We start from the raw sequence: 22,377 nt of genomic DNA on the forward strand, positions 1-22,377 counted from the left end.
CCCCACCAGGATTCGACACGCGAGACTGTACGGAGTGGACGGCGGGGTTTCCCCGGGTGAGTTCGTAGGGTCGGTACATGACCGTTGTGGACCAGATCCCGAGCGAGCCCGCCGACGCCCGTGGCCGTGTGGCCGAGCTGCACGAACTGCGCGAGCAGGCGCGGCGCGGCCCGAGTGACCGTGCGACCGAGGCGCAGCACGCGAAGGGCAAGCTCACCGCGCGCGAGCGGATCGAGCTGCTCCTGGACCCGGGGTCCTTCCAGGAGGTCGAGCAGCTCCGCCGGCACCGCGCCAGCGGCTTCGGCCTGGAGGCGAAGAAGCCGTACACCGACGGTGTCATCACCGGCTGGGGCACGGTCGAGGGCCGCACGGTCTTCGTCTACGCGCACGACTTCCGGATCTTCGGCGGCGCCCTCGGCGAGGCCCACGCCACCAAGATCCACAAGATCATGGACATGGCCATCGCGGCCGGTGCCCCGCTGGTCTCCCTCAACGACGGCGCCGGCGCCCGCATCCAGGAGGGCGTCTCCGCCCTCGCCGGCTACGGCGGCATCTTCCAGCGCAACACCAAGGCGTCCGGCGTCATCCCGCAGATCAGCGTGATGCTCGGCCCGTGTGCCGGCGGCGCCGCCTACAGCCCCGCCCTCACCGACTTCGTCTTCATGGTCCGCGAGACCTCGCAGATGTTCATCACCGGCCCCGACGTCGTCAAGGCCGTCACCGGCGAGGAGATCACCCAGAACGGTCTGGGCGGCGCCGACGTGCACGCCGAGACCTCGGGCGTCGCGCACTTCGCGTACGACGACGAGGAGACCTGCATCGCCGAGGTGCGCTACCTCCTGTCGATGCTGCCGCAGAACAACCGCGAGAACCCGCCGGCCGTGGCCTCCGAGGACCCCGCCGACCGCCGCTCCGACGTGCTGCTCGACCTGGTTCCGGCCGACGGCAACCGCCCGTACGACATGCACAAGGTCATCGAGGAGCTCGTCGACGAGGGCGACTACCTGGAGGTCCACGAGCGCTGGGCGCGCAACATCATCTGCGCCCTGGCCCGGATCGACGGCCAGGTCGTCGGCATCGTCGCCAACCAGCCCCAGACCCTGGCCGGCGTCCTCGACATCGAGGCCTCCGAGAAGGCCGCGCGCTTCGTCCAGATGTGCGACGCCTTCAACATCCCGATCGTCACCCTTCTGGACGTCCCCGGCTTCCTGCCCGGCGTCGACCAGGAGCACGGTGGAATCATCCGGCACGGCGCCAAGCTGCTCTACGCCTACTGCAACGCGACCGTGCCCCGGATCTCGCTGATCCTGCGCAAGGCCTACGGCGGCGCGTACATCGTGATGGACTCCCAGTCCATCGGCGCCGACCTGACGTACGCCTGGCCCACCAACGAGATCGCGGTCATGGGCGCCGAGGGCGCCGCGAACGTGATCTTCCGCAAGCAGATCGCCGAGGCCGAGGACCCCGAGGCGATGCGCGCCCGCATGGTCAAGGAGTACAAGGCCGAGCTGATGCACCCGTACTACGCGGCGGAGCGCGGCCTGGTCGACGACGTCATCGACCCCGCCGAGACCCGCGAGGTGCTCGCCCGGGCCCTCGCGATGCTCCGCACCAAGCACGCGGACCTGCCGTCCCGCAAGCACGGCAACCCGCCGCAGTGAGCCCCGGGCCTCCCCGCCCCCACGAAGCCTCAGCACCCAGCAAGAGGAGCCGAACGAAGTGACCACGCCCGCCACAGCCAACCTGCTCCGGGTCGAGAAGGGCCACGCCGACCCCGAGGAGCTCGCCGCCATCACCGCGGTGCTCCTCGCCCGCGCCGCGGCCACCCCCGACGAGCCGGCCGCCCACCACCGCCCCCGCACCGCCGGCTGGCGGCGCCTGGAGCGCGAGAGCGGCTTCCGCGCCCCGCACAGCTGGCGCTGACGCCCCGGGTACCCCCGAAGGGCCCCGCACCCATCGGTGCGGGGCCCTTCGCCGTCCCACGGCCGTACGCGCAGACATGGCGAGACATGACGAAGGCCCCCGCACCGGGAAACCGGTGCGGGGGCCTTCCTTCGTACGGTGAGCCCGTCGGGACTACCGCAGGCGCGCCATCAGCGCGTGCTCGACGAGCGTGATGAGCGCGCTCTTGGCGTCCGCGCGGTGGCGGGCGTCGGTGGTGATGATCGGCGTGTCCGGGCCGATCTGGAGGGCCTCGCGGACCTCCTCCGGGTTGTACGGCTGGTGGCCGTCGAAGCCGTTGAGGGCGATGACGAAGGGCAGGCCCGAGTTCTCGAAGTAGTCGACCGCCGGGAAGCAGTCGGCGAGCCTCCGGGTGTCCACGAGCACCACGGCGCCGATCGCACCGCGGACCAGGTCGTCCCACATGAACCAGAAGCGGTCCTGGCCCGGCGTACCGAACAGGTACAGGATCAGGTCCTGGTCCAGGGTGATGCGGCCGAAGTCCATGGCGACAGTCGTCGTCGTCTTGTCGCCCGTGTGGGTGAGATCGTCGATGCCCGCGGAAGCGGACGTCATCACGGCCTCGGTTCGCAGCGGGTTGATCTCCGAGACCGCGCCGACGAACGTGGTCTTGCCCACGCCGAAGCCGCCCGCCACCACGATCTTCGCGCTGGTGGTTGAACGGGCCGCGCCGCCGTTAGAGCTTGCGAAGTCCACTGAGCACCCTTTCGAGCAGTGTCACGTCTGGCTGACCGCCGGCGGCCTCGTCGCCGCCGGGCTGGTGGATGGCGACAAGTCCGGCCTCGGCCAGGTCGGCGACGAGAATCCGGGCAACGCCGAGGGGGATGGAGAGCAGTGCCGAGATCTCGGCGACCGACTTGATCTCGAAGCACAGCCGGCAGATCCGCTGGTGCTCGGGCAACTGCCCCTGCAGCCGGGCGGGATCGGCCGTGGTACTGACCAGCGCCTCGATGGCGAGCTGGTATCGCGGCCGGGTCCGGCCGCCGGTCATCGCGTACGGGCGGACGAGCGGGTTGTTCCCGCCCGAGGCACCTGACCGGCCGGCCGGCGCGGCGGGCGCACCCGGGGCGCCGGCGGGCGCGGGCTGGGCCTGCGGCTGCTGGTAGGGCTGCGTCATGCCCGGTCTGCTCGGCGCGGAGGGAAAGTTGTAGCGGTTCTGCGCGGGATCGCCCAGCGGCGACTGGTGCGCGTCAAAACCGTTGTAGGGGCTTGCGCCCGGGGGTGTGCCCACGTCTCCTCCTCCGACTGCCTCGCGGTGCCATGTCCCTTGGAACCGCGCCACCGCACCCTACGGTGCGGTGGCGAGAAACGCACTGTCTGTCTGTTAGTTGAGAAGACTTCCCTGAAGCTCCGCCCGCAGGTCGGGGGTCAGGACGCTGCCCGCCCGGTCGACCAGGAGCGCCATCTCGTAGCCCACCAGACCGATGTCGGACTCGGGGTGGGCGAGCACGGCCAGCGAGGAGCCGTCCGAGATCGACATGATGAAGAGGAAGCCGCGCTCCATCTCCACGACGGTCTGGTTGACCGCACCGCCCTCGAAGATCCGGGACGCGCCCGCGGTCAGCGAGGTCAGTCCGGACGCGACCGCCGCAAGCTGGTCGGCGCGGTCGCGGGGGAAACCCTCGGACATCGCCAGCAGGAGGCCGTCGGCGGAGACCACCACCGTGTGGGACACCCCGGGGGTGTTGTCCACGAAGTTGGTGATCAACCAGTTCAGATTCTGCGCCGCCTGGCTCATCGCGCTCACACTAACGCTCCTGGTTGTAGGTGTTGCCCGGGCCGAGGCCCGATCCGTTCGTGTCCGTACCCGCGCTGCGTCCCTGCTGGATGCCCCGGCGCAGGTTGCTCAACCTGCCCCGGACGTCCTCGGGTGCGCGGGAGACCTGTGGGCCGCCCTGCGGGGTGTGCTCCGCGGCTCCCTCGACCAGGTTGGCCTTCGGGACCCGTCGGGGAAGGCCGGAGGAGGTGACCCCGCCCGCCTTCGGGTCGCGGAGCTTCTCGGCCCGCTGCCAGCGCTCGTCGTTGGTCGAGCGCCAGGCGTCGGAGCCGTCGGCGTCCATGGGTGCCGTGCTGTTCGGCCGCGCCGGCTGGGCCGGCTGCTCGGACTGTCCCGCCTGCGGCTGCGGCGCCTGCGGGGCGCTGCCGCCGCGGCGCGGCAGACCGGCGTCGGTCAGCGCGTGGCCGGCGTCCGGGGTGGGAGCGGGGGCGCTCGCCGGACGGTCGAAGCCTACGCGGTCGCGGTCCTGTTCGGGAGCGCGGACGGCAGATTCCGATTCCGTTCCGAACTGCTGTGCGTAGCCCTGCTCGTAGCCCTGCTGCTGCGGCCAGTCGTCCTGGTGGGCCTGGGTGCCGTAGCCGTTGTCGTAGCCCTGCGGGGCGGCCGCGGCCTGCTCGTAGCCGGCTTCCGCATAGCCCTGCGCCGGGTAGCCGTCGACGGGCTGCTGGTAGCCCTCGTAGCCCTGCTCGGCATAGCCGAAGGCCTCTTGGCCCTGCGGCTGCTGCTGCGACGCCGGCTGCGCGTAGTCCTGCTGGTACTCCTGCGGGTACTCACCGGGGTAGGCCGATGCGTAGTCCTGCTCGTGCTGCTGCGGTACGAAGGCCTGCTGCTCGTGCGCGGCGGACTCGGTCCCGTCGTGGAACGGCTGGCGCTCGCCGCCGTGCACCTGGGCCTCCAGGGCCGCCCGGCGCTCCTCGCGCATCAGCGAGCGGTTGACCGGGTCGAGCTGGCGCTCGCCGTCCTGCTGCTCGTAGCGCGAGTCGTCGAAGCCGAGCTCGGCCGCGGTGCGCATCGGCTGGGCCTGCGGCTCGAAGGCGCTCTGGGCCTGCTGCGGGATGATCTGGGAGACGGTGAAGTCGTCCTGCACCGGGGCGTTCTCGCCGCCACCGCCGTGCGTGATCGCGTCCGGCAGCATGACCAGCGAGGTGGTGCCGGCCTGCTCGCCCGAGGGGCGCAGCTGGACCCGGATGCCGTGCCGGTCGGACAGCCGGCCGACCACGAAGAGGCCCATGCGCTGCGAGACGGCGGCGTCCACGGTCGGCGGGTTGGCCAGCTTGTGGTTGATGTCCGCGAAGTCCTCGGCGGTGAGGCCGATGCCCTTGTCGTGGATCTCGACCATCACGCGGCCGTCGGGCAGCCGGGTCGCGGTGACCCGGACCTTGGTCTGCGGGGAGGAGAACGTGGTGGCGTTCTCCAGGAGCTCGGCGAGCAGGTGCACGAGGTCGGTCACGGCCTGGCCGTGGATCTCGGCGTCGGGGACGCCGGCGATGTCGATGCGCTCGTACTGCTCCACCTCGGAGGCGGCGGCGCGCATGACGTCGACCAGCGGGACCGGCTGGTCCCAGCGGCGGCCGGGCTCCTGGCCGGCGAGGACCAGGAGGTTCTCGCCGTTGCGGCGCATGCGGGTGGCCAGGTGGTCCAGCTTGAAGAGGTTCTCCAGCTGGTCCGGGTCGGCCTCGTTGTTCTCCAGGTCGGTGATCAGGGTCAGCTGGCCCTCGATCAGCGACTGGTTGCGCTGCGACAGGTTGGTGAAGATCGCGTTGATGTTGCCGCGGAGCAGGGCCTGCTCGGCGGCGAGCCGGACGGCCTCGCGGTGCACCTGGTCGAAGGCGCGGGCGACCTCGCCGATCTCGTCCGTGGAGTCGATCGGGATGGGCTGCACGCGGGTGTCGACCCGGCCGGGCTCGGTCCGGGAGAGCTGGTCGACGAGCATCGGCAGGCGCTGCTCGGCGATGCCGAAGGCGGCGGTGCGCAGCTCGCGCATCGAGCGGCTCATCTGGCGGGCCATGAGGCCGGCCAGGACGAAGGCGGCGAGCAGCGCGACGACGGTGATGCCACCGGTGACGTAGGCGTCGGTCTGGGCGTCCGCGGAGATGTCGGCGGCCTCGGTCACGGCCTTGTCGACGAGCTCCTTCTCGACCTCGGTGTAGCCGTCGAACTTGGCGGTGGCGACGGCCATCCAGGTGTCGGGGGTGATCTGCTGCTTCTTCAGGTCCGCGATGGCGTCGGCGTCCTTGGCGCCGCCGATGGCCTGGGCCACGCCCGCGTAGACGGAGGGGTCCTTGCCGCCGCCCTTGGGCAGCTCGATGCCCAGGGCCGCCATCTTCTTGGAGCCCTCGGCGGACTTGGCCGCCATGACCTCCTTGAGGCGGTTCACGTCCTCCTCGGTACCACCGGACTGGTACTCGCCGAGGGCGATCTGCTCCAGGTAGTTGTACGAGTTGAAGGCGACCGACTGCTGGGCGAAGACGGCGTCCTTGGCGCTGGGCCGGACGAGCAGGTGGGTGCCGATGGAGCGCTGGAGCGACTCGGCGGCCTTGGCGAGCTGGATCGCGTAGACGGTCCGGCCGTAGCTGGTGATGTTGCCGGTGCCCAGGCCGAGCTCGTTGGAGAACTCCATCAGGTAGTGCTGGACCTCGGTGTAACCGGTCTCGGTGTTCACCGGGTCCAGGGCCTGCGTGTAGGCGATCTTGCGGAGCTCCTGGAGCTTCGGCTCGGCGTTGCGGAACAGGCCCAGGCGGCGCTCCAGGCCCTGGCCGCCCGGCATGTCCTTCACGGCCTCGTCGAACTTCGCCTTGGCCTCGTCGGTGGCGGCGTAGGCCTGGGTGACCTCGGCGCTCTCCCGGTCCCCGGCCTTGAGCAGCGTGGCGGCGGTCAGGTCGCGCTCGTTGAGGAGGGCCTGGCCGTAGTCCGAGGCGGCGCGCACGATGAGCGCCGTCTTCTCGGCGTCCTGTGCCTCCTGCCAGGTGTCGATGGCGGCCTTCACCTGGAAGCCGCCCATGACCAGGCCGACGAGCACGGGTATGAGGAGGATCGCGTTCAGCCTGGTGGGCACCCGCCAGTTGCGCGGGGACAGCTTGCTCGTGCTGCCCGTGCGGCTCGGGGCCGGCGACGCCGCGGGCTCGTCCGCGGGCGGCATCGCCGCGCGCGACGGCGGCGTGAAGTTGCCCCGCGCCTGCTGCTCCGCGGAGCTTTCCTTGCTTCGCCTCACTCGACCAACAACCTCTCGGCGCCGGCACCTGTGTTGTGCCGGGTGTTTCGTTCAGGGCCGTACTACTCGGGAGTTCATGAATTGCAGCACGTGAAGGGGGTCCCTTCCAAACAGTGCGAAGCAGCCGGTTTTCCTTGCCCGCCCTGGAGATAAAACGGGCATAAAGAGCGAGCCCCGCCAAATGGCGGGGCTCATGTGAGCGCAGCGGCATCGGCCGGATGCGTCGGGTGTCCGAGGCGCCGCAATTCTCTGTCGAAACGTTATGAACCGGCGGAACCGTCAAGGGCGGTCGTGTCGAACGACACAGACCGCCCCCAAAATCTCTACGACAACTGACGTATATCGACTTCTACTTGAGGTGTACTACTTCAGCCGCGCCATGAGGGCGTGCTCGACGAGGGTGATGAGCGCGCTCTTGGCGTCCGCGCGGTGCCGGGCGTCGGTGGTGATGATGGGAGCGTCCGGCCCGATCTGCAGCGCCTCGCGCACCTCGTCCGGCGTGTACGGCTGCTGCCCGTCGAAGCCGTTGAGCGCGATGACGAAGGGGAGGCCCGAGTTCTCGAAGTAGTCCACCGCCGGGAAGCAGTCGGCGAGCCGCCGGGTGTCCACGAGCACCACGGCGCCGATCGCGCCCCGCACGAGGTCGTCCCACATGAACCAGAAGCGGTCCTGGCCCGGCGTGCCGAACAGGTACAGGATCAGGTCCTGATCCAGGGTGATGCGGCCGAAGTCCATGGCCACCGTGGTGGTCGTCTTGCCACCGGTGTGCGTCAGGTCGTCGATGCCCGCGGAGGCGGACGTCATGACCGCCTCGGTCCGCAGCGGGTTGATCTCGGAGACGGCGCCCACGAACGTGGTCTTGCCCACGCCGAAGCCGCCGGCCACCACGATCTTCGCGCTGGTGGTCGAACGGGCCGCGGGGGCCTGGCCGCTAGAGCTTGCGAAGTCCACTGAGCACCCTTTCGAGCAGTGTCACGTCCGGCGTGCCGCCGGCCTCTCCGTTGCCCGGCTGGTGGATGGCCACCATGCCCGCCTCGGCCAGGTCGGCGACGAGGATGCGGGCGACGCCGAGCGGCATCGACAGGAGCGCCGACACCTCGGCCACCGACTTGACCTCACGGCAGAGGTGGCAGATCCGCTGGTGCTCCGGAAGCAGGGTGGCCAGATGCGCCGGGTCGGCCGTGGTGCTGACCAGCGCCTCGATGGCGAGCTGGTAGCGCGGCCGGGTCCGGCCGCCGGTCATGGCGTAGGGCCGGACCAGCGGCTGGTCGCCTTCAGCTCCGTACGGCTCGTCTATCGATGTGCCGTACGGATCGTGAGAGGCGGGGGGCGGGGTCATGAATCCTCCGGGCGTGACAGCAGAACCTTCTGCCGTCTGATGGGGCCGGTGGGGGGCCGGGTGGGGCGGCCGGACGGTGAACGGGTCCGGGGCGGTGCGGAGGGGCGCACCGCCCGGGCGTCTCGGTTTCGGGTACGGATCGGGTGCGGGTACGGATTCGAGCGGTCCGGGCTCGGCGGGCGGACGCTCCGGCTAGCGGAGCAGACTGCCCTGGAGCTCGGCCCGCAGGTCGGGGGTGAGCACGCTGCCCGCTCGGTCGACGAGCAGCGCCATCTCGTAGCCCACGAGACCGATGTCGCACTCCGGGTGGGCGAGTACGGCCATCGAGGACCCGTCCGAGATCGACATGATGAAGAGGAAGCCGCGCTCCATCTCCACCACGGTCTGCGCCACGGGTCCGCCCTCGAAGATCCGGGACGCCCCCGCGGTCAGCGAGGTCAGTCCGGACGCGACCGCCGCCAGCTGGTCGGCGCGGTCGCGGGGGAACCCTTCGGACATGGCAAGGAGCAGTCCGTCGGCGGAGACCACCACCGTGTGGGACACCCCGGGGGTGTTGTCCACGAAGTTGGTGATCAACCAGTTCAGATTCTGCGCCGCCTGGCTCATCGCGCTCAACTAACGCTCCTGCTGGTGGGTCGGGCCGAGGGGGAAGGAACCCGTGGTCGAGTTGCCCGCCTGACGGCCCTGCTGGATACCGCGGCGCAGATTGGTGAGCCGGCCGCGGACGTCGTCGGGTGCGCGGGACACCTGGGGGCCGGCCGTGGTGGCCTGCTCCTGGGCGGTCCCGGGCACGAGGTTGGCCCGCGGCACGCGCCGCGGGAGCCCGGAGGTGGTGACCCCGCCGGCCGCGGGCTTGCGCACCCGCTCGGCCTGGCGCACCAGCTCGTCGTTGGGCGAGGTCCGCCAGGCGGCCTGGCCGCCCGGCCGGCCCGCCTCGGACTGCTGGACCACCGGGGTCTGCATCGTCCGCTCGACGTCCGGCACGCCCTGGGCGGGCGCGGCCGGGGCCGCCGGGGCCGGACGCCGGGCCTCGAACTGGCCCTGCGCCGGAGCCTGCTGCGCGGGCCGGCCCTGCGGCTGACCCTGGGGCTGGCCGCCCTGACCCTGCTCCTGGCGGAACCAGTTGGTCTCCAGGGTGTCGTACAGCGGGGTGCGCCCGTCGCCCTGCTGGGCCGGCGGCAGCGCCTCCGGCTGACGCGGCTGCTGGAGCTGCGGCTGCCGCGGCTCCTCGGCGCGCGGACGCGGGGCCTGCGGCTGGGGCGCCTGGTGCTGCGGAGCCTGCGCCTGCGGTACGAACGGCTGGTGGCCGTACGACTGCTGCTGCGGGCTCTGCTGCAGCGGGGCCTGGGGCGCCGGCTGCTGCGGGACGCCGAAGTCCTGGCCGTAACCCTGCGGGGCCTGCTGCTGGGGCGCCTGGTGCTGCGGGGCCTGCTGCTGCGGGACGCCGAAGTCGGGGCGCGCGAACTGGCCGGTGGAGCCCGGACCGTCGAACGGCTCCTCGTGGCCGCGCGGCGCGTCCAGCGGCGTCATGTCCTGCTGCGGCCGGCGGACCGGCTGCGCCTGGTCGTTGCCCCAGCTGGCCGCCTGCGGCCGGGCCGGGTGCTGCGGCTGCGGGGTGCCGCCGGGCAGCTCGGCCCGCGGGAAGCCGCCCTCGACCGGACGGGGCTGCTGGGGGGCCTGCTGCTGCGGAGCCTGCGGGGCCTGGGGCGCCTGCGGACCGCGCGCGGGCTGGCCCTGCGGCGCGCCCTGGCCGCCCCACACGTCCGTACGGGACGGGATCGCGCTCTGCGCGCCGCCGACGAAGCCGCCGGGCGCCGGGCGCCGGTCGTCCTGCGGAACGGGCGGCATCGGCTGGGTCTGCGGACCCTGGTCCTGCGCGGGCGCCTGGGCCTGCGCGGAGGCCGGCACCTGCGAGCGCTCCTGGAAGAAGTTCTGGCCGCTCGGGCCGTTCTGGCCCTGGCCGGCACCGTCGCGCGCGGGCAGCGCGCCGCGGGCCGCACCGGCACCGAGCCGGCCGCCGGGCGCGCCCGGGGCACCGCCCGGACGTCCGCCGCCGACTGCGCCGGGACCGGCGGTCAGCCGGCCGCCCGGGGCGCCCTGGCCGCCCTGCGGCATCGCGCCCTGGCCGCCGGCGCCGGGCTTCGGCGCGGGCTTCTTGCCGCCGTGGGCGACGTCGACCGGGAGCATGACGAGCGCGGTGGTGCCGCCGGAGTCGGACGGACGCAGCTGGATCCGGATGCCGTGCCGCAGGGACAGGCGGCCGACCACGAACAGACCCATGCGGCGGGAGACCGAGACGTCCACGGTGGGCGGCGAGGCGAGCCGCTCGTTGATCGCGGCCAGGTCCTCGGGGGAGAGGCCGATGCCGGTGTCGTGGATCTCGACGAGCACCCGGCCGTCGGGCAGGGCGTGACCGGTGACCCGGACCTTGGTCTGCGGCGAGGAGAAGGAGGTGGCGTTCTCCAGCAGCTCGGCGAGGAGGTGCACGAGGTCGTTGACGACCCGGCCGGCGACCTCGGTCGCCGGGACCGCGGCCAGTTCGATGCGCTCGTACTGCTCCACCTCGGAGGCGGCGGCGCGGAGCACGTCGACCAGCGGGACCGGGCGGGTCCAGCGGCGGCCCGGCTCCTCGCCCGCGAGGACGAGGAGGTTCTCGCCGTTACGGCGCATGCGGGTCGCGAGGTGGTCGAGCTTGAACAGCGAGGACAGCTGGTCCGGGTCGGCCTCGCGGGACTCCAGCTCGGAGATGAGCGAGAGCTGGCGCTGGATGAGGCCCTGGGAACGCCGCGAGAGGTTGGTGAACATCGCGTTGACGTTGCCTCGGAGGAGGGCCTGCTCGGCGGCGAGGCGGACCGCCTCGCGGTGCACGTCGTCGAAGGCCGCGGCCACCTGGCCGATCTCGTCCCGGGAGTGCACACCGACGGACTCGACGGAGGTGTCGACGTCCTGCGGGTCGGACTCGGAGAGCTGCTTGACCAGCTCGGGCAGGCGTTCCTGGGCGACCTTGGTCGCGGTGTCCTGGAGCCGGCGCAGCGAGCGGATCATGGACCGGGCCACCACGAAGGCACCGACCAGCGAGACGCCGAGGACGAGGAGGATCAGCGCACCGTTGATGATGGCGTCGCGCTGCGACTCCTGGCGCAGCTCGCGCGCCTTGGTCTCCATCTCGCCCAGCAGCGTGGCCTCGATGGTCTTCATGGCACGCATCTTGGTGCCGTACTCGTCGGTGAAGTTCAGGTGACCGCGCTTGACGTCCGGCAGGCCGCGGTCCGACTTCAGCATGCGCCGCGCGTAGTTGTCGGCGGCCTCGATCGAGGGGTTGCCGCTCTCCAGGGAGGCGGTGAGCTCCTCGGCGTCGCCGCCGGTCGACTCGTAGATCGACTTGAAGGACTTGAGCTCGACGCCCTCACTGGTGAGCGCGGCGTCGCCGTAGAGGCGGTCACCCAGCTCGATCTTGGCGGGCCGGCTGTCGTTGGGCGGCAGCGCGGAGGCGATGATCGCCTGCTGGATGGAGGCGTACTCCTTGGCGGACGAGAACGCGGCGAGCGCGCGGGTCCGCTTGATCATGTCCGGGTTGCTGGTCGCCTGCGCCATGTCCTGCGACAGGCTGAGCAGCGAGCGGATGAGCCGGCTGTAGGCCTCGACGGTCACCGAGTGGGCGACCTTGTCCTCGTACGCGGTCGCGCGGATCGAGCCGAGCTGGCTGACCTGCGAGGCGATCTGGCTGACGTTCTGCCGGATGCTGCGCAGCGACTCGTCGTCGTCGGTCGTCGGAATGTCGTTGGTGGCCTCCAGGAAGGCCTTGTGCGCGCGGTCGGTCTCCTTGCGCGGGTTGGAGACCTGGTAGTCGCCGCTCGACCGCCCGTTCGCCAGCGGACCGGCGGAGAGGTCACGCTCCGCCTGGAGCTTCTCGGCGAAGTTGGTGGCTTCCTTGGTCAGCTTGGTGAGCAGCTGCATCTGGTCCAGCTGCTCCATGTCCTGCAGGGACTCGTTGATGCGGATGCCGCCGAGGCTGGTGGCCGCGACCACGGGGAGGGTCAGCAGGGCGACCAGACGCGTCGAGATGCGCCAGTTGCGCAGGGCTATTCGCGGGCCGACCTGGGTGTCGCCGGCGAGCCGGGGGAGCGGTGCGCTCTCCGCCACGGCGTCCGCGGCCGTGCCGCGCGCCGTCTTGTCGCCGGAGTCGCCCTTGGGGCTCTTGCCCTGGGCCTTGCCCTGGTTCTGGTTCGGGGAGTGCGGGGCCGCCGGAGAGCCGTGCTGGGTCCCGGCACGCGGCTCCTGCTCCGCCGAGGCTTCTCCTCGGCCCTTGCGGGCCTGGGAAGAGCCCGTGCCATCCCTCTTGAAACGTCCCTGCACTAGCGTCGCAACCTCTGGACCAGGCGTCCTTCCGGGTGAACGGAGAGGACGGTGTCGGCGTCGTGGGGCGCAGGCGCGCCCCAGTGGTGGTCGTCGGTGACCGGCGCAGATCCCCCTTCCCCGCCACTCGGCCGGACGCTGCGTTGCGCCCCCTGCGCGCCGGCCTGAAACCCGCGGCGGTGCGTGGAATTCCAGCACAGTGCCGGATCTCCAACAAGGGCCGTGGAGCGTGCCGCGACCGGCATGACAACGCGTGCACGCCATGTCACCCCATGTAGAAGATGATCACGGGCGAATCGGGCGTTACCCGGCGAAGCGCCAAGGTGGCGCGGGTGTCCCAGTCGCGATGATCAGCAGCGGAATGGAGCGTTCAGTGGAGGAATGTCCGTTTCGGTTAGCCCGGATGGCGGTGCGTAATGCCCGGTTTGTTCCCGCGGTGGTGAGCAAACTCACACGTAGTTCGTTGAATCCGCCATGCATTCGAAGGGAATTGCATGTTTAGCCTGACGCTTTACAGAATGGGCAACCCCCACCGCGCGCGCCCGCGCGCGCCCCACGCAGACGACAAGGGTCCGACACCGCGATGAACACGACGCCCGTACTCCGCACGACGGCCAACCCCCGCCGCTCCACCCTCGCCCACCTCGAGGACGCGGCGGAGCTCGGCCGGGGCGCCCAGCCCGAGTACGCCGCCGAGCTCCCCGGCACCACGGCCAACCCGCGCCGCACGGTCCTGATGAAGGCCCCCGAGCCGCACGTCCCCGCCTACCTCTCCGCCGAGTAGTCAGGCGGTCACCGCTCCTGGCCGAGATAGCCTGACGGGGTCAGACTCCAGCCAGTAGCAAGTGAGGGGCGGCAGCACTCGTGCGCATCGCCAGATTCTCCATCGACGGCAACGTCGCCTTCGGAGCGGTCGAGGGCGAGGGGACCGTCGAGTCCGGCGGCCTGGTCCTCGACATCATCAAGGGCATCCCGTACACCGACTTCGAGCTCAGCGGCACCAAGGTCCCGCTGAGCAAGGTCCGGCTCCTCCCGCCCGTGCTCCCCAACAAGGTCGTGGCCATCGGCCGCAACTACGCGGAGCACGCGCGTGAGCTCGGCAACGAGGTCCCCGAGGTCCCGGTGGCCTTCTTCAAGCCCACCACCTCGGTCATCGGCCCCGGCGACGCCATCGAGTACCCCTCCTTCTCCCGCGAGCTGCACCACGAGGCCGAACTGGCCGTGGTCATCGGCCGCATGTGCCGCGAGGTGCCCCGCGAGCGCGTCCAGGACGTCGTCCTCGGCTACACCTGTGCCAACGACGTCACCGCGCGCGACGTCCAGAAGCGCGAGTCCCAGTGGGCCCGCGCCAAGGGCTTCGACACCTCCTGCCCGCTGGGCCCCTGGATCGAGACCGGCCTGAGCACCGCCGACGCGAACGACCTCACCGTCCAGGCGACGGTCAACGGCGAACAGCGTCAGCTGGGTCGTACGAGCGACATGATCCGCTCCATCGAGGACCTGGTCGTCCACATCTCCGAGGCCATGACGCTGCTCCCGGGCGACGTCATCCTCACCGGCACCCCCGCCGGGGTCGGCCCCCTCAACGTCGGCGACGAGGTCGCCGTCACCATCGAAGGCATCGGCACTCTCACCAACAGGGTGATCAAGCGTGGCTAACGCGAACATCCGCGTCCGTTTCTGTCCCTCCCCGACCGGCAACCCCCATGTGGGCCTGGTCCGCACCGCCCTCTTCAACTGGGCCTTCGCCCGGCACAACCAGGGCACCATGGTCTTCCGCATCGAGGACACCGACGCGGCCCGCGACTCCGAGGAGTCGTACCAGCAGCTCCTCGACTCGCTGAAGTGGCTCGGCCTCGACTGGGACGAGGGCCCCGAGGTCGGCGGCCCGCACGCGCCGTACCGCCAGTCGCAGCGGATGGACATCTACAAGGACGTCGCCGAGAAGCTGCTCGCCGGCGGCCACGCGTACCACTGCTACTGCACCCAGACCGAGCTGGACGACCGCCGCGAGGCCGCTCGCGCCGCCGGCCGGCCCTCCGGCTACGACGGCCACTGCCGCGAGCTGACCGCCGAGCAGGTCGAGGCCTACAAGGCCGAGGGCCGCGAGGCCATCGTCCGCTTCCGGATGCCGGACGAGACGATCACCTTCACCGACCTCGTCCGCGGCGAGCTCACCTTCACCCCGGAGAACGTCCCGGACTACGGCATCGTGCGCGCCAACGGCGCCCCGCTGTACACCCTGGTCAACCCGGTCGACGACGCCCTGATGGAGATCACCCACGTCCTGCGCGGCGAGGACCTGCTCTCCTCCACCCCGCGCCAGATCGCGCTCTACAAGGCCCTGATCGAGCTGGGCGTCGCCAAGGAGATCCCGCAGTTCGGCCACCTGCCGTACGTCATGGGCGAGGGCAACAAGAAGCTCTCCAAGCGCGACCCGCAGGCCTCCCTCAACCTCTACCGGGAGCGCGGCTTCCTCCCCGAGGGCCTGCTGAACTACCTGTCGCTCCTCGGCTGGTCCTTCTCCGCCGACCGGGACCTCTTCACCATCCCCGAGATGGTCGAGAAGTTCGACATCGCGGACGTCAACGCCAACCCGGCCCGCTTCGACCTCAAGAAGGCCGAGTCGATCAACGCGGACCACATCCGCATGCTCGACGTGAAGGACTTCGCCGCGGCCTGCGAGCCCTGGCTGGAGGCCCCGCACGCCAACTGGGCCCCCGAGGACTTCGACCGGGCCGCCTGGGAGGCCATCGCGCCGTACGCCCAGACCCGCCTGACCGTCCTGTCGGACATCACGGCCAACGTCGACTTCCTCTTCCTGAAGGAGCCGGTCCAGGACGAGGCCAGCTGGACCAAGGCGATGAAGGAGGGCTCGGACGCCCTCCTGATCACCGCCCGCGAGCGCCTCGGCCAGGCCGACTGGAACGACCCCGAGTCGCTCAAGAACGCCGTCCTCGCCGCCGGCGAGGCCCACGGCCTCAAGCTCGGCAAGGCCCAGGCCCCGGTCCGCGTCGCCGTCACCGGCCGCACGGTCGGCCTGCCGCTCTTCGAGTCGCTCCAGATCCTGGGCCGGGAGAAGACCCTGGCCCGCATCGACGCGGCCCTGGCGAAGTTTGCCGGCTGACCTGTCCCGGACCCGTCCGGAGTACCCCCGTCCCGCCCCGGGACGGGGGTACCGTCGTTTTCATGCCGCTGCGCGCCGTCCTGTGGGACATCGACGACACGATCTTCGACTACGCGGGCGCCGACCGCGCCGGCATGAGCGCCCATCTCGCCGCCGAGGGGCTGCTCGGGCGGTACGGATCGGTGGAGCGGGCCCTGGGGCGCTGGAAGGAGCTCACGGAGCTGCACTGGCGGCGCTACGAGGCCGGCGGCGGCGACTGGCGGGAGCAGCGGCGGGACCGGGTGCGGGACTTCCTGGAGCGGCCCGGGATGGGCGCGGGGGAGGCCGACGCCTGGTTCGACCGGTACGCGGCGCACTACGAGGCCGCCTGGCGGCTCTTCCCCGACGCCCTGCCGGTCCTGGACCTGCTGGCGCGCAGCCACCGGCACGCCGTCCTGTCGAACTCCAGCGTCCACGCCCAGGAGCCCAAGCTGCGGGCCCTCGGGGTGCGCGACCGGTTCGAGGCCGTGGTCTGCGCCGCCGAGCTCGGCGTGGCCAAGCCCGCGCCCGAGGCCTTCCACGCCGCCTGCGCGGCTCTGGGGCTGCCGCCGGGGGAGGTGGCGTACGTCGGGGACCAGCCCGACATCGACGCCCGCGGGGCCACGGAGGCGGGGCTCGTGGGCATCTGGCTGGACCGCGCGGACACCGGCGACCGGCCCGGTCTGACCCGGATCACGGGCCTCCACCAGCTGCCCGGGGTGCTGCGTGCGGATACGCGTTTTGGAGCACCGTCCACCTTCGGGTAATGTTCTTCCTGCGCCGAGGGGAACGGGCCGAAAGGCCGGAAAACCCCGGAAGCGCAAGCCGAGCAAGATCCCTTCTCGAAGAGATCGCGTTCCGGTGGCCTATGGTGTAATTGGCAGCACGACTGATTCTGGTTCAGTTAGTCTTGGTTCGAGTCCAGGTAGGCCAGCTCGCAGAGCTCATCTGCAACCGTGGATTGGCATCCACAAAGCCCCCGTTGTGTAGCGGCCTAGCACGCCGCCCTCTCAAGGCGGTAGCGCCGGTTCGAATCCGGTCGGGGGTACAGATCCTTCCCGCAGGATCACTTGGGTAGCTCCCGGTGATGCTGATGCAGGATCGCTAGGGCCCCCGTTGTGTAGCGGCCTAGCACGCCGCCCTCTCAAGGCGGTAGCGCCGGTTCGAATCCGGTCGGGGGTACCAACTGGTCTAAACCACCAGTGGCCTATGGTGTAATTGGCAGCACGACTGATTCTGGTTCAGTTAGTCTTGGTTCGAGTCCAGGTAGGCCAGCGGATCTCTTGAGATCTTGCCCCCGTTGTGTAGCGGCCTAGCACGCCGCCCTCTCAAGGCGGTAGCGCCGGTTCGAATCCGGTCGGGGGTACGCACAGAGGAAGCCCTTCCCTTCGGGGGAGGGCTTCTTCGCTGTTTCCGGCCGACCATGATCACGATGTGATCCGGCACACAACTCCGGCCCACCGCTGCGGCGTTGGAGCGGTGGGCCGGACACGTACAGATCAACAGGGGAACGGCGGATCAGCCGTTGCGGCGCAGCGCCTCGGTGAGTCGCGCGGCGGCGTCGATGACCGCCTGGGCGTGCATGCGGCCCGGGTGGCGGGTCAGGCGCTCGATCGGGCCCGAGACCGACACGGCGGCCACCACGCGGTTGCTGGGGCCGCGCACGGGCGCGGAGACGGACGCGACGCCCGGCTCCCGCTCGCCGATCGACTGGGCCCAGCCGCGGCGCCGTACGCCCGACAGGGCGGTCGCCGTGAAGCGGGCGCCCTGCAGGCCGCGGTGCAGCCGCTCGGGCTCCTCCCAGGCCATCAGGATCTGCGCGGAGGAACCGGCCTTCATGGTGAGCGTCGAACCGACCGGGACGGTGTCCCGGAGTCCGGACAGGCGCTCGGCCGCCGCCACGCAGATGCGCATGTCGCCCTGGCGCCGGTAGAGCTGGGCACTCTCGCCCGTCACGTCGCGCAGGTGGGTCAGCACCGGTCCGGCCGTCGCGAGAAGGCGGTCCTCGCCGGCCGCGGCGGCGAGCTCCGCGAGCCGCGGTCCGAGGATGAAGCGGCCCTGCATGTCGCGGGCGACCATCCGGTGGTGTTCAAGGGCCACGGCCAGTCGGTGGGCCGTGGGTCGTGCGAGTCCCGTCGCCGCGACCAGTCCTGCGAGGGTGGCCGGACCGGACTCCAGGGCGCTCAGGACAAGGGCTGCCTTGTCGAGAACGCCTACGCCGCTAGAGTTGTCCATGCAACGATACTCGCGTCTCACTCTGTGAAACGCAAGTTCAATTTTCCGAGGAACCCGTCACTCTGGTGGTGCGGGCCGCCGGGCGGTCCGCGAAACGGGTCTCTAGTGGTGCCGGCGCAGCCGCCGGCCGGAGGGAAAGCGATGGGTAGGACACTCGCGGAGAAGGTCTGGGACGACCACGTCGTCCGGCGCGCCGAAGGCGAGCCCGACCTCCTCTTCATCGATCTGCACCTGCTGCACGAGGTGACCAGCCCCCAGGCCTTCGACGGGCTGCGTCAGAACGGCCGGCAGGTGCGGCGGCTCGACCTCACCATCGCCACCGAGGATCACAACACCCCCACCCTCGACATCGACAAGCCGATCGCCGACCCGGTCTCCCGCGCCCAGCTGGAGACCCTGCGGAAGAACTGCGCCGAGTTCGGCGTCCGGCTGCACCCGCTCGGCGACGTCGAGCAGGGCGTCGTCCACGTGGTGGGACCGCAGCTGGGACTGACCCAGCCGGGCACCACCGTGGTCTGCGGCGACTCGCACACCTCCACGCACGGCGCCTTCGGCGCGCTGGCCTTCGGCATCGGCACCAGCCAGGTCGAGCACGTGCTGGCCACCCAGACGCTGCCCATGGCCCGCCCGAAGACCATGGCCATCACGGTCGACGGCGAGCTGCCCGCCGACGTGACCGCCAAGGACCTGATCCTGGCGATCATCGCGAAGATCGGCACCGGCGGCGGCCAGGGCTACGTCCTGGAGTACCGCGGCGAGGCCATCGAGAAGCTCTCGATGGAGGCCCGGATGACCATCTGCAACATGTCGATCGAGGCCGGCGCCCGCGCGGGCATGATCGCCCCCGACGAGACCACCTTCGCCTATCTGAAGGGCCGCGCCCACGCCCCCGAAGGCGAGGACTGGGACGCCGCCGTGGCGTACTGGAAGACCCTGAGGACCGACGAGGACGCCGTCTTCGACGCCGAGGTCGTCATCGACGCCGCCGAGCTGGCCCCGTTCGTCACCTGGGGCACCAACCCCGGCCAGGGCGCGCCGCTTTCGGCGAACGTCCCCGACCCGGCTTCGTACGAGGACGCCTCGGAGCGCCTGGCGGCCGAAAAGGCCCTGGAGTACATGGGGTTGACCGCCGGCCAGCCGCTGCGCGACATCAAGGTCGACACCGTCTTCGTGGGCTCCTGCACCAACGGCCGGATCGAGGACCTGCGCAACGCGGCCGCCCTCCTGGAGGGCCGCAAGGTCGCCGAGGGCGTCCGCATGCTGGTCGTCCCCGGCTCGGTCCGGGTCGCCCTGCAGGCGGTCGAGGAGGGCCTGGACAAGGTCTTCAAGGAGGCCGGCGCCGAATGGCGGCACGCGGGCTGCTCCATGTGCCTGGGCATGAACCCCGACCAACTGGCTCCCGGTGAGCGCTCCGCGTCCACCTCCAACCGCAACTTCGAGGGCCGGCAGGGCAAGGGCGGCCGCACCCACCTGGTCTCCCCCCAGGTCGCCGCCGCCACCGCCGTCCTCGGCCACCTGGCCTCCCCGGCCGATCTGTCCGACGTCGCCACCACCGCGGGGGTCTGAGAACCATGGAAGCCTTCACCACGCACACCGGCCGGGCCGTCCCGCTGCGCCGCAGCAACGTCGACACCGACCAGATCATCCCCGCGCACTGGCTCAAGAAGGTCACCCGCGACGGCTTCGAGGACGGCCTCTTCGAGGCCTGGCGCAAGGACGAGCAGTTCGTGCTCAACCGCCCCGAGCGGCAGGGCGCCACGGTCCTGGTGGCCGGCCCCGACTTCGGCACCGGCTCCTCCCGCGAGCACGCCGTCTGGGCGCTGCAGAACTACGGCTTCAAGGCCGTGATCTCCTCCCGCTTCGCCGACATCTTCCGCGGCAACTCGCTGAAGAACGGCCTGCTGACCGTGGTCCTGCCGCAGGCGACCGTGGACGCGCTGTGGGAGCTGACCGAGGCCGACCCGACCGTCGAGGTGACCGTCGACCTGGAGGCCCGCAAAGTCCTCGCGCCCGGGATCGACGCCGACTTCGAGCTCGACGAGAACGCCCGCTGGCGTCTGCTCAACGGTCTGGACGACATCAGCCTCACCCTTCAGAACGAAGCGGACATCGCGGCCTACGAGGCGGCCAGGCCGTCCTTCAAGCCCCGTACAATTGCCGTCTGAGCAGCGCTTTTCCAGTACTGCGCCCCCCACCGTCCGGTGGGGGGCGCAGTCGCTTGTTGAGACCCTGTCGGGCGACAACTCGCCCTAGATGGCACAATCGGTGCATGGAACGCGACAGCCAACTCGAGCTCTACGAGGCAGTCGCCGCCCGATTGAAGGAAGCGCACACAAGGGTGCGCGAACTGCAAGTCCCGGAGGGCGTAAGGATGGCGCTGTCCCGGAAGCTGCTGGTCGTGACGGCCGCGGCGAAGCACGACATAGCGGACGCGGCATCGCGTCTGGACCGGTTGATGAAGGACCTCGACGAGGGCCGATTCCCTGAAGACGACTGACACCCGGAACTTCGCAACTCGTCCTCGCGTTGCGGCACAAGGGTGATTAGCCCGTTTCGTGTTTGATTTGCGGTATATACATGCCTAACGTGCGAAAAAGCTTGAACACTTTCGTTCCGGCAAAGTCTCCGAAGGGGAAGACGTGAACAAGGCGCAGCTCGTAGAAGCGATTGCCGACAAGTTGGGCGGTCGCCAGCAGGCCGCCGAAGCCGTCGACCACGTGCTCGACGCCATCGTGCGCGCCGTGGTGTCCGGGGACCGGGTCTCGGTCACCGGATTCGGCTCGTTCGAGAAGGTCGACCGTCCGGCCCGCTACGCCCGCAACCCGCAGACGGGTGAGCGCGTCCGGGTCAAGAAGACCTCCGTCCCGCGCTTCCGTGCCGGTCAGGGCTTCAAGGACCTGGTCAGCGGCTCGAAGAAGCTCCCCAAGGGCGGCGAGGTCTCCGTCAAGAAGGCCCCGAAGGGCTCCCTCACCGGCGGCGCCTCCGCCACGGTGAAGAAGGCCGCCGCGAAGAAGGCCACCACGGCCAAGAAGGCCGCCGCGAAGAAGGCCACCCCGGCCAAGAAGACCACCGCGGCCGCCAAGAAGACCACCGCCACGGCCAAGAAGACCACCGCGGCCGCCAAGAAGACGACCCCGGCGAAGAAGGCCACGACGGCCGCCGCCAAGAAGGCCACCCCGGCGAAGAAGACCACCGCCGCCGCGGCCAAGAAGGCCGCCGCGAAGAAGACCGCGCCGGCCAAGAAGGCCACCGCGAAGAAGGCGCCCGCCAAGAAGACGACGGCGCGCAAGACCACCGCGAAGAAGACCGCCGCGAAGAAGTAGCACGGCGGGTGCTCACACGCCGGGCCGGGCTCCCCCTGGGGGAGCCCGGCCCGCGGCGTGCCCGGCCCGGGAACCCGCCCCGGCCCCGGCTCAGAAGGTCTGCAGCGTCACCAGCGTGATCCGCAGGGCGCCCGGCGCGCCCTCCGTCTCGATCCGCACCCGCTGCCCCGGCCGGAGCAGCCGCAGCCCCCCGGCCTCGAAGGCCTCGGCCCCGAACTCCACCGGGGTGCCGTCGTCGAGCAGCACGCTGCCGCTGCGGGTCTCGGGATCGTACGTGTACGCGGTCGCCTGCATGCCCCGCAGCCTATCCGGCCGCGCGCGCCCAGCGGGCCGCCGTCCGCGGCCCCACGCCCAGCGCCACCGCGGCCGCCAGGTCCTCCCCGGTGTCCACGTCCCGGCGCACCGAATCCACCCCCGCCAGCCGGATTTCCACCGCCCCCGAGGACAAATGCCGGCGGCGCGAAGCCCCTCCGAAAGCCGGTTCCAATTCCACCCCCGGGCCCGCCGAGAGGAATGTCGTACCTATTTCGGCGGCATCCGCGAGAAAAGCCCGCGGAAATTGTCCGGCGGCCGCCAGGACCCGGGCCAGCTCCGCCGGCCGCAGCGCCGGCAGATCCGCGTTCAGGGCCGCGACCCGGGCCCGCGGCCGGCCCGCCCGGACCGCGCGGGCCCCGTGCGCCAGCGCCCCGTTGAGCCCCGCGCCCGGCACGTCGGGCACCACCCGCGCCCCGAGGGCGGCGAGCGCCGCCGCCGCGGCCGGGTCGTCCGTGACCACCACCACGTCCCGTACGCCGGGGCAGGCCAGCACCGCCGCCACCGTGTCCTCGGCGAACGCCAGCGCCAGCCGGCCGCGCAGCGGGCCGCCCACCGCGGGGGCCAGCCGGCTCTTGGCGTACGCCAGCGGCTTCAGGGGGACGACCAGGGACCAGTCGTCGGCTGGGGGCTCGGCGTGGCTCGTCATCGGGCCCCATTCTGTCCCGCCCGCGCGAGCCGCCCGAGCCCCGGGGCGTACGGTGTCCTCGACAGGCC

At 71.1% G+C, this 22,377-nt stretch carries 21 protein-coding genes and 5 tRNA genes; 15 read left to right on the forward strand and 11 right to left on the reverse strand.

Translation table 11 applies throughout. From position 1 onward, the window contains the following. The first annotated feature begins 77 nt into the window (after positions 1 to 77). Together ACIGW2_RS06405 and ACIGW2_RS06410 are read left to right on the forward strand one after the other, a co-directional pair. Positions 78 to 1,661, forward strand: coding sequence for an acyl-CoA carboxylase subunit beta (locus tag ACIGW2_RS06405; RefSeq protein ID WP_356061799.1), 1,584 nt, complete (start codon positions 78 to 80; stop codon positions 1,659 to 1,661). A gap of 58 nt (positions 1,662 to 1,719) precedes the next feature. Next, positions 1,720 to 1,923, forward strand: a complete 204-nt coding sequence (locus tag ACIGW2_RS06410; protein WP_391652647.1) for an acyl-CoA carboxylase subunit epsilon — start codon at positions 1,720 to 1,722, stop codon at positions 1,921 to 1,923. A gap of 153 nt (positions 1,924 to 2,076) precedes the next feature. Here ACIGW2_RS06410 and ACIGW2_RS06415 read toward each other — a convergent pair whose 3' ends face one another. The 8 genes from ACIGW2_RS06415 to ACIGW2_RS06450 all read right to left on the reverse strand — a co-directional run bounded on the left by ACIGW2_RS06415 (position 2,077) and on the right by ACIGW2_RS06450 (position 12,645). After that, on the reverse strand, positions 2,077 to 2,658 hold the full coding sequence (locus ACIGW2_RS06415) for an ATP/GTP-binding protein (RefSeq protein WP_046905430.1): 582 nt from the start codon (positions 2,656 to 2,658) through the stop codon (positions 2,077 to 2,079). Next, on the reverse strand, positions 2,639 to 3,193 hold the full coding sequence (locus tag ACIGW2_RS06420; RefSeq protein WP_361586351.1) for a DUF742 domain-containing protein: 555 nt from the start codon (positions 3,191 to 3,193) through the stop codon (positions 2,639 to 2,641). Before ACIGW2_RS06420 ends, ACIGW2_RS06415 begins: the two co-directional genes overlap by 20 nt. A gap of 93 nt (positions 3,194 to 3,286) precedes the next feature. Further along, a complete protein-coding gene (locus ACIGW2_RS06425; protein WP_128978734.1) occupies positions 3,287 to 3,700 on the reverse strand; it encodes a roadblock/LC7 domain-containing protein in 414 nt (137 codons plus the stop codon). Positions 3,701 to 3,710: 10 nt separating this feature from the next. Next, a complete protein-coding gene (locus tag ACIGW2_RS06430) occupies positions 3,711 to 6,950 on the reverse strand; it encodes a nitrate- and nitrite sensing domain-containing protein (RefSeq protein WP_399841464.1) in 3,240 nt (1,079 codons plus the stop codon). A 363-nt stretch (positions 6,951 to 7,313) separates the two neighbouring features. After that, positions 7,314 to 7,901 (reverse strand): ATP/GTP-binding protein, encoded by a 588-nt coding sequence (locus ACIGW2_RS06435; protein WP_361586345.1) that lies wholly within the window; start codon positions 7,899 to 7,901, stop codon positions 7,314 to 7,316. Continuing rightward, positions 7,882 to 8,289, reverse strand: coding sequence for a DUF742 domain-containing protein (locus tag ACIGW2_RS06440; RefSeq protein WP_265864666.1), 408 nt, complete (start codon positions 8,287 to 8,289; stop codon positions 7,882 to 7,884). The genes ACIGW2_RS06435 and ACIGW2_RS06440 overlap by 20 nt, the downstream gene beginning before the upstream one ends. 192 nt (positions 8,290 to 8,481) lie before the next feature. Then, entirely contained in the window at positions 8,482 to 8,895 is a 414-nt protein-coding gene (locus tag ACIGW2_RS06445; RefSeq protein WP_128978732.1) for a roadblock/LC7 domain-containing protein, read from the reverse strand. A gap of 9 nt (positions 8,896 to 8,904) precedes the next feature. Further along, on the reverse strand, positions 8,905 to 12,645 hold the full coding sequence (locus tag ACIGW2_RS06450; protein ID WP_399841467.1) for a nitrate- and nitrite sensing domain-containing protein: 3,741 nt from the start codon (positions 12,643 to 12,645) through the stop codon (positions 8,905 to 8,907). A gap of 583 nt (positions 12,646 to 13,228) precedes the next feature. Here ACIGW2_RS06450 and ACIGW2_RS06455 point away from each other — a divergent pair. The 9 genes from ACIGW2_RS06455 (at position 13,229) to ACIGW2_RS06495 (ending at position 17,156) form a co-directional block, all read left to right on the forward strand. After that, positions 13,229 to 13,429, forward strand: a complete 201-nt coding sequence (locus ACIGW2_RS06455) for a hypothetical protein (RefSeq protein ID WP_356061817.1) — start codon at positions 13,229 to 13,231, stop codon at positions 13,427 to 13,429. 80 nt (positions 13,430 to 13,509) lie between these two features. Continuing rightward, positions 13,510 to 14,304, forward strand: coding sequence for a fumarylacetoacetate hydrolase family protein (locus ACIGW2_RS06460; RefSeq protein WP_356061820.1), 795 nt, complete (start codon positions 13,510 to 13,512; stop codon positions 14,302 to 14,304). Continuing rightward, positions 14,297 to 15,772: a glutamate--tRNA ligase gene (gene gltX / locus ACIGW2_RS06465; RefSeq protein WP_399841470.1), complete on the forward strand. Its 1,476-nt coding sequence runs from the start codon at positions 14,297 to 14,299 to the stop codon at positions 15,770 to 15,772. Before ACIGW2_RS06460 ends, gltX begins: the two co-directional genes overlap by 8 nt. A 62-nt stretch (positions 15,773 to 15,834) precedes the next feature. After that, positions 15,835 to 16,557, forward strand: coding sequence for an HAD family hydrolase (locus ACIGW2_RS06470; RefSeq protein WP_399841473.1), 723 nt, complete (start codon positions 15,835 to 15,837; stop codon positions 16,555 to 16,557). Between the two features lie 95 nt (positions 16,558 to 16,652). Further along, positions 16,653 to 16,724, forward strand: a tRNA-Gln gene (locus ACIGW2_RS06475). A 41-nt stretch (positions 16,725 to 16,765) separates the two neighbouring features. Further along, positions 16,766 to 16,838: transfer RNA gene (locus tag ACIGW2_RS06480), tRNA-Glu, on the forward strand. Between the two features lie 61 nt (positions 16,839 to 16,899). Then, a tRNA-Glu gene (locus tag ACIGW2_RS06485) sits at positions 16,900 to 16,975 on the forward strand. Positions 16,976 to 16,993: 18 nt separating this feature from the next. Continuing rightward, positions 16,994 to 17,065 (forward strand) — tRNA-Gln (locus ACIGW2_RS06490). An 18-nt stretch (positions 17,066 to 17,083) separates the two neighbouring features. Beyond that, positions 17,084 to 17,156 (forward strand) — tRNA-Glu (locus ACIGW2_RS06495). Positions 17,157 to 17,308: 152 nt separating this feature from the next. On the opposite strand, the gene ndgR is transcribed toward ACIGW2_RS06495, so the two are convergent. Continuing rightward, entirely contained in the window at positions 17,309 to 18,025 is a 717-nt protein-coding gene (gene ndgR / locus ACIGW2_RS06500; protein WP_128977462.1) for an IclR family transcriptional regulator NdgR, read from the reverse strand. 141 nt (positions 18,026 to 18,166) lie between these two features. Here ndgR and leuC point away from each other — a divergent pair, with 141 nt between their 5' ends. From leuC to ACIGW2_RS06520, 4 genes are all read left to right on the forward strand, one after another. Next, positions 18,167 to 19,591, forward strand: a complete 1,425-nt coding sequence (gene leuC / locus ACIGW2_RS06505; protein ID WP_391652653.1) for a 3-isopropylmalate dehydratase large subunit — start codon at positions 18,167 to 18,169, stop codon at positions 19,589 to 19,591. A gap of 5 nt (positions 19,592 to 19,596) precedes the next feature. Then, entirely contained in the window at positions 19,597 to 20,190 is a 594-nt protein-coding gene (leuD, locus tag ACIGW2_RS06510; protein ID WP_361586330.1) for a 3-isopropylmalate dehydratase small subunit, read from the forward strand. Between the two features lie 104 nt (positions 20,191 to 20,294). Next, on the forward strand, positions 20,295 to 20,522 hold the full coding sequence (locus tag ACIGW2_RS06515; RefSeq protein ID WP_356061833.1) for a hypothetical protein: 228 nt from the start codon (positions 20,295 to 20,297) through the stop codon (positions 20,520 to 20,522). 142 nt (positions 20,523 to 20,664) lie between these two features. Beyond that, positions 20,665 to 21,348, forward strand: coding sequence for an HU family DNA-binding protein (locus tag ACIGW2_RS06520; RefSeq protein WP_399841477.1), 684 nt, complete (start codon positions 20,665 to 20,667; stop codon positions 21,346 to 21,348). Positions 21,349 to 21,438: 90 nt separating this feature from the next. Here the strand turns inward: ACIGW2_RS06520 and ACIGW2_RS06525 are convergent, their stop codons facing one another. After that, positions 21,439 to 21,642 (reverse strand): hypothetical protein, encoded by a 204-nt coding sequence (locus ACIGW2_RS06525; protein ID WP_356061838.1) that lies wholly within the window; start codon positions 21,640 to 21,642, stop codon positions 21,439 to 21,441. Positions 21,643 to 21,652: 10 nt separating this feature from the next. Continuing rightward, on the reverse strand, positions 21,653 to 22,309 hold the full coding sequence (gene cofC / locus ACIGW2_RS06530; RefSeq protein WP_361586325.1) for a 2-phospho-L-lactate guanylyltransferase: 657 nt from the start codon (positions 22,307 to 22,309) through the stop codon (positions 21,653 to 21,655). Positions 22,310 to 22,377 lie beyond the last annotated feature (68 nt).

The sequence above is a fragment of the Streptomyces sp. NPDC053541 genome (assembly GCF_044544705.1).
In the GTDB taxonomy this organism is placed as follows: domain Bacteria; phylum Actinomycetota; class Actinomycetes; order Streptomycetales; family Streptomycetaceae; genus Streptomyces.

Excerpts from the sequence above, each read along its gene's own strand:
- ACIGW2_RS06405 (WP_356061799.1), top strand. The coding sequence starts at position 78 with ATGACCGTTGTGGACCAGATCCCGAGCGAGCCCGCCGACGCCCGTGGC.
- ACIGW2_RS06425 (WP_128978734.1), bottom strand. The coding sequence starts at position 3,700 with ATGAGCCAGGCGGCGCAGAATCTGAACTGGTTGATCACCAACTTCGTG.
- ACIGW2_RS06440 (WP_265864666.1), bottom strand. The coding sequence starts at position 8,289 with ATGACCCCGCCCCCCGCCTCTCACGATCCGTACGGCACATCGATAGAC.
- ACIGW2_RS06445 (WP_128978732.1), bottom strand. The coding sequence starts at position 8,895 with ATGAGCCAGGCGGCGCAGAATCTGAACTGGTTGATCACCAACTTCGTG.
- ACIGW2_RS06455 (WP_356061817.1), top strand. The coding sequence starts at position 13,229 with ATGAACACGACGCCCGTACTCCGCACGACGGCCAACCCCCGCCGCTCC.
- ACIGW2_RS06470 (WP_399841473.1), top strand. The coding sequence starts at position 15,835 with ATGCCGCTGCGCGCCGTCCTGTGGGACATCGACGACACGATCTTCGAC.
- ndgR (WP_128977462.1), bottom strand. The coding sequence starts at position 18,025 with ATGGACAACTCTAGCGGCGTAGGCGTTCTCGACAAGGCAGCCCTTGTC.
- leuC (WP_391652653.1), top strand. The coding sequence starts at position 18,167 with ATGGGTAGGACACTCGCGGAGAAGGTCTGGGACGACCACGTCGTCCGG.
- leuD (WP_361586330.1), top strand. The coding sequence starts at position 19,597 with ATGGAAGCCTTCACCACGCACACCGGCCGGGCCGTCCCGCTGCGCCGC.
- ACIGW2_RS06515 (WP_356061833.1), top strand. The coding sequence starts at position 20,295 with ATGGAACGCGACAGCCAACTCGAGCTCTACGAGGCAGTCGCCGCCCGA.
- ACIGW2_RS06525 (WP_356061838.1), bottom strand. The coding sequence starts at position 21,642 with ATGCAGGCGACCGCGTACACGTACGATCCCGAGACCCGCAGCGGCAGC.
- cofC (WP_361586325.1), bottom strand. The coding sequence starts at position 22,309 with ATGACGAGCCACGCCGAGCCCCCAGCCGACGACTGGTCCCTGGTCGTC.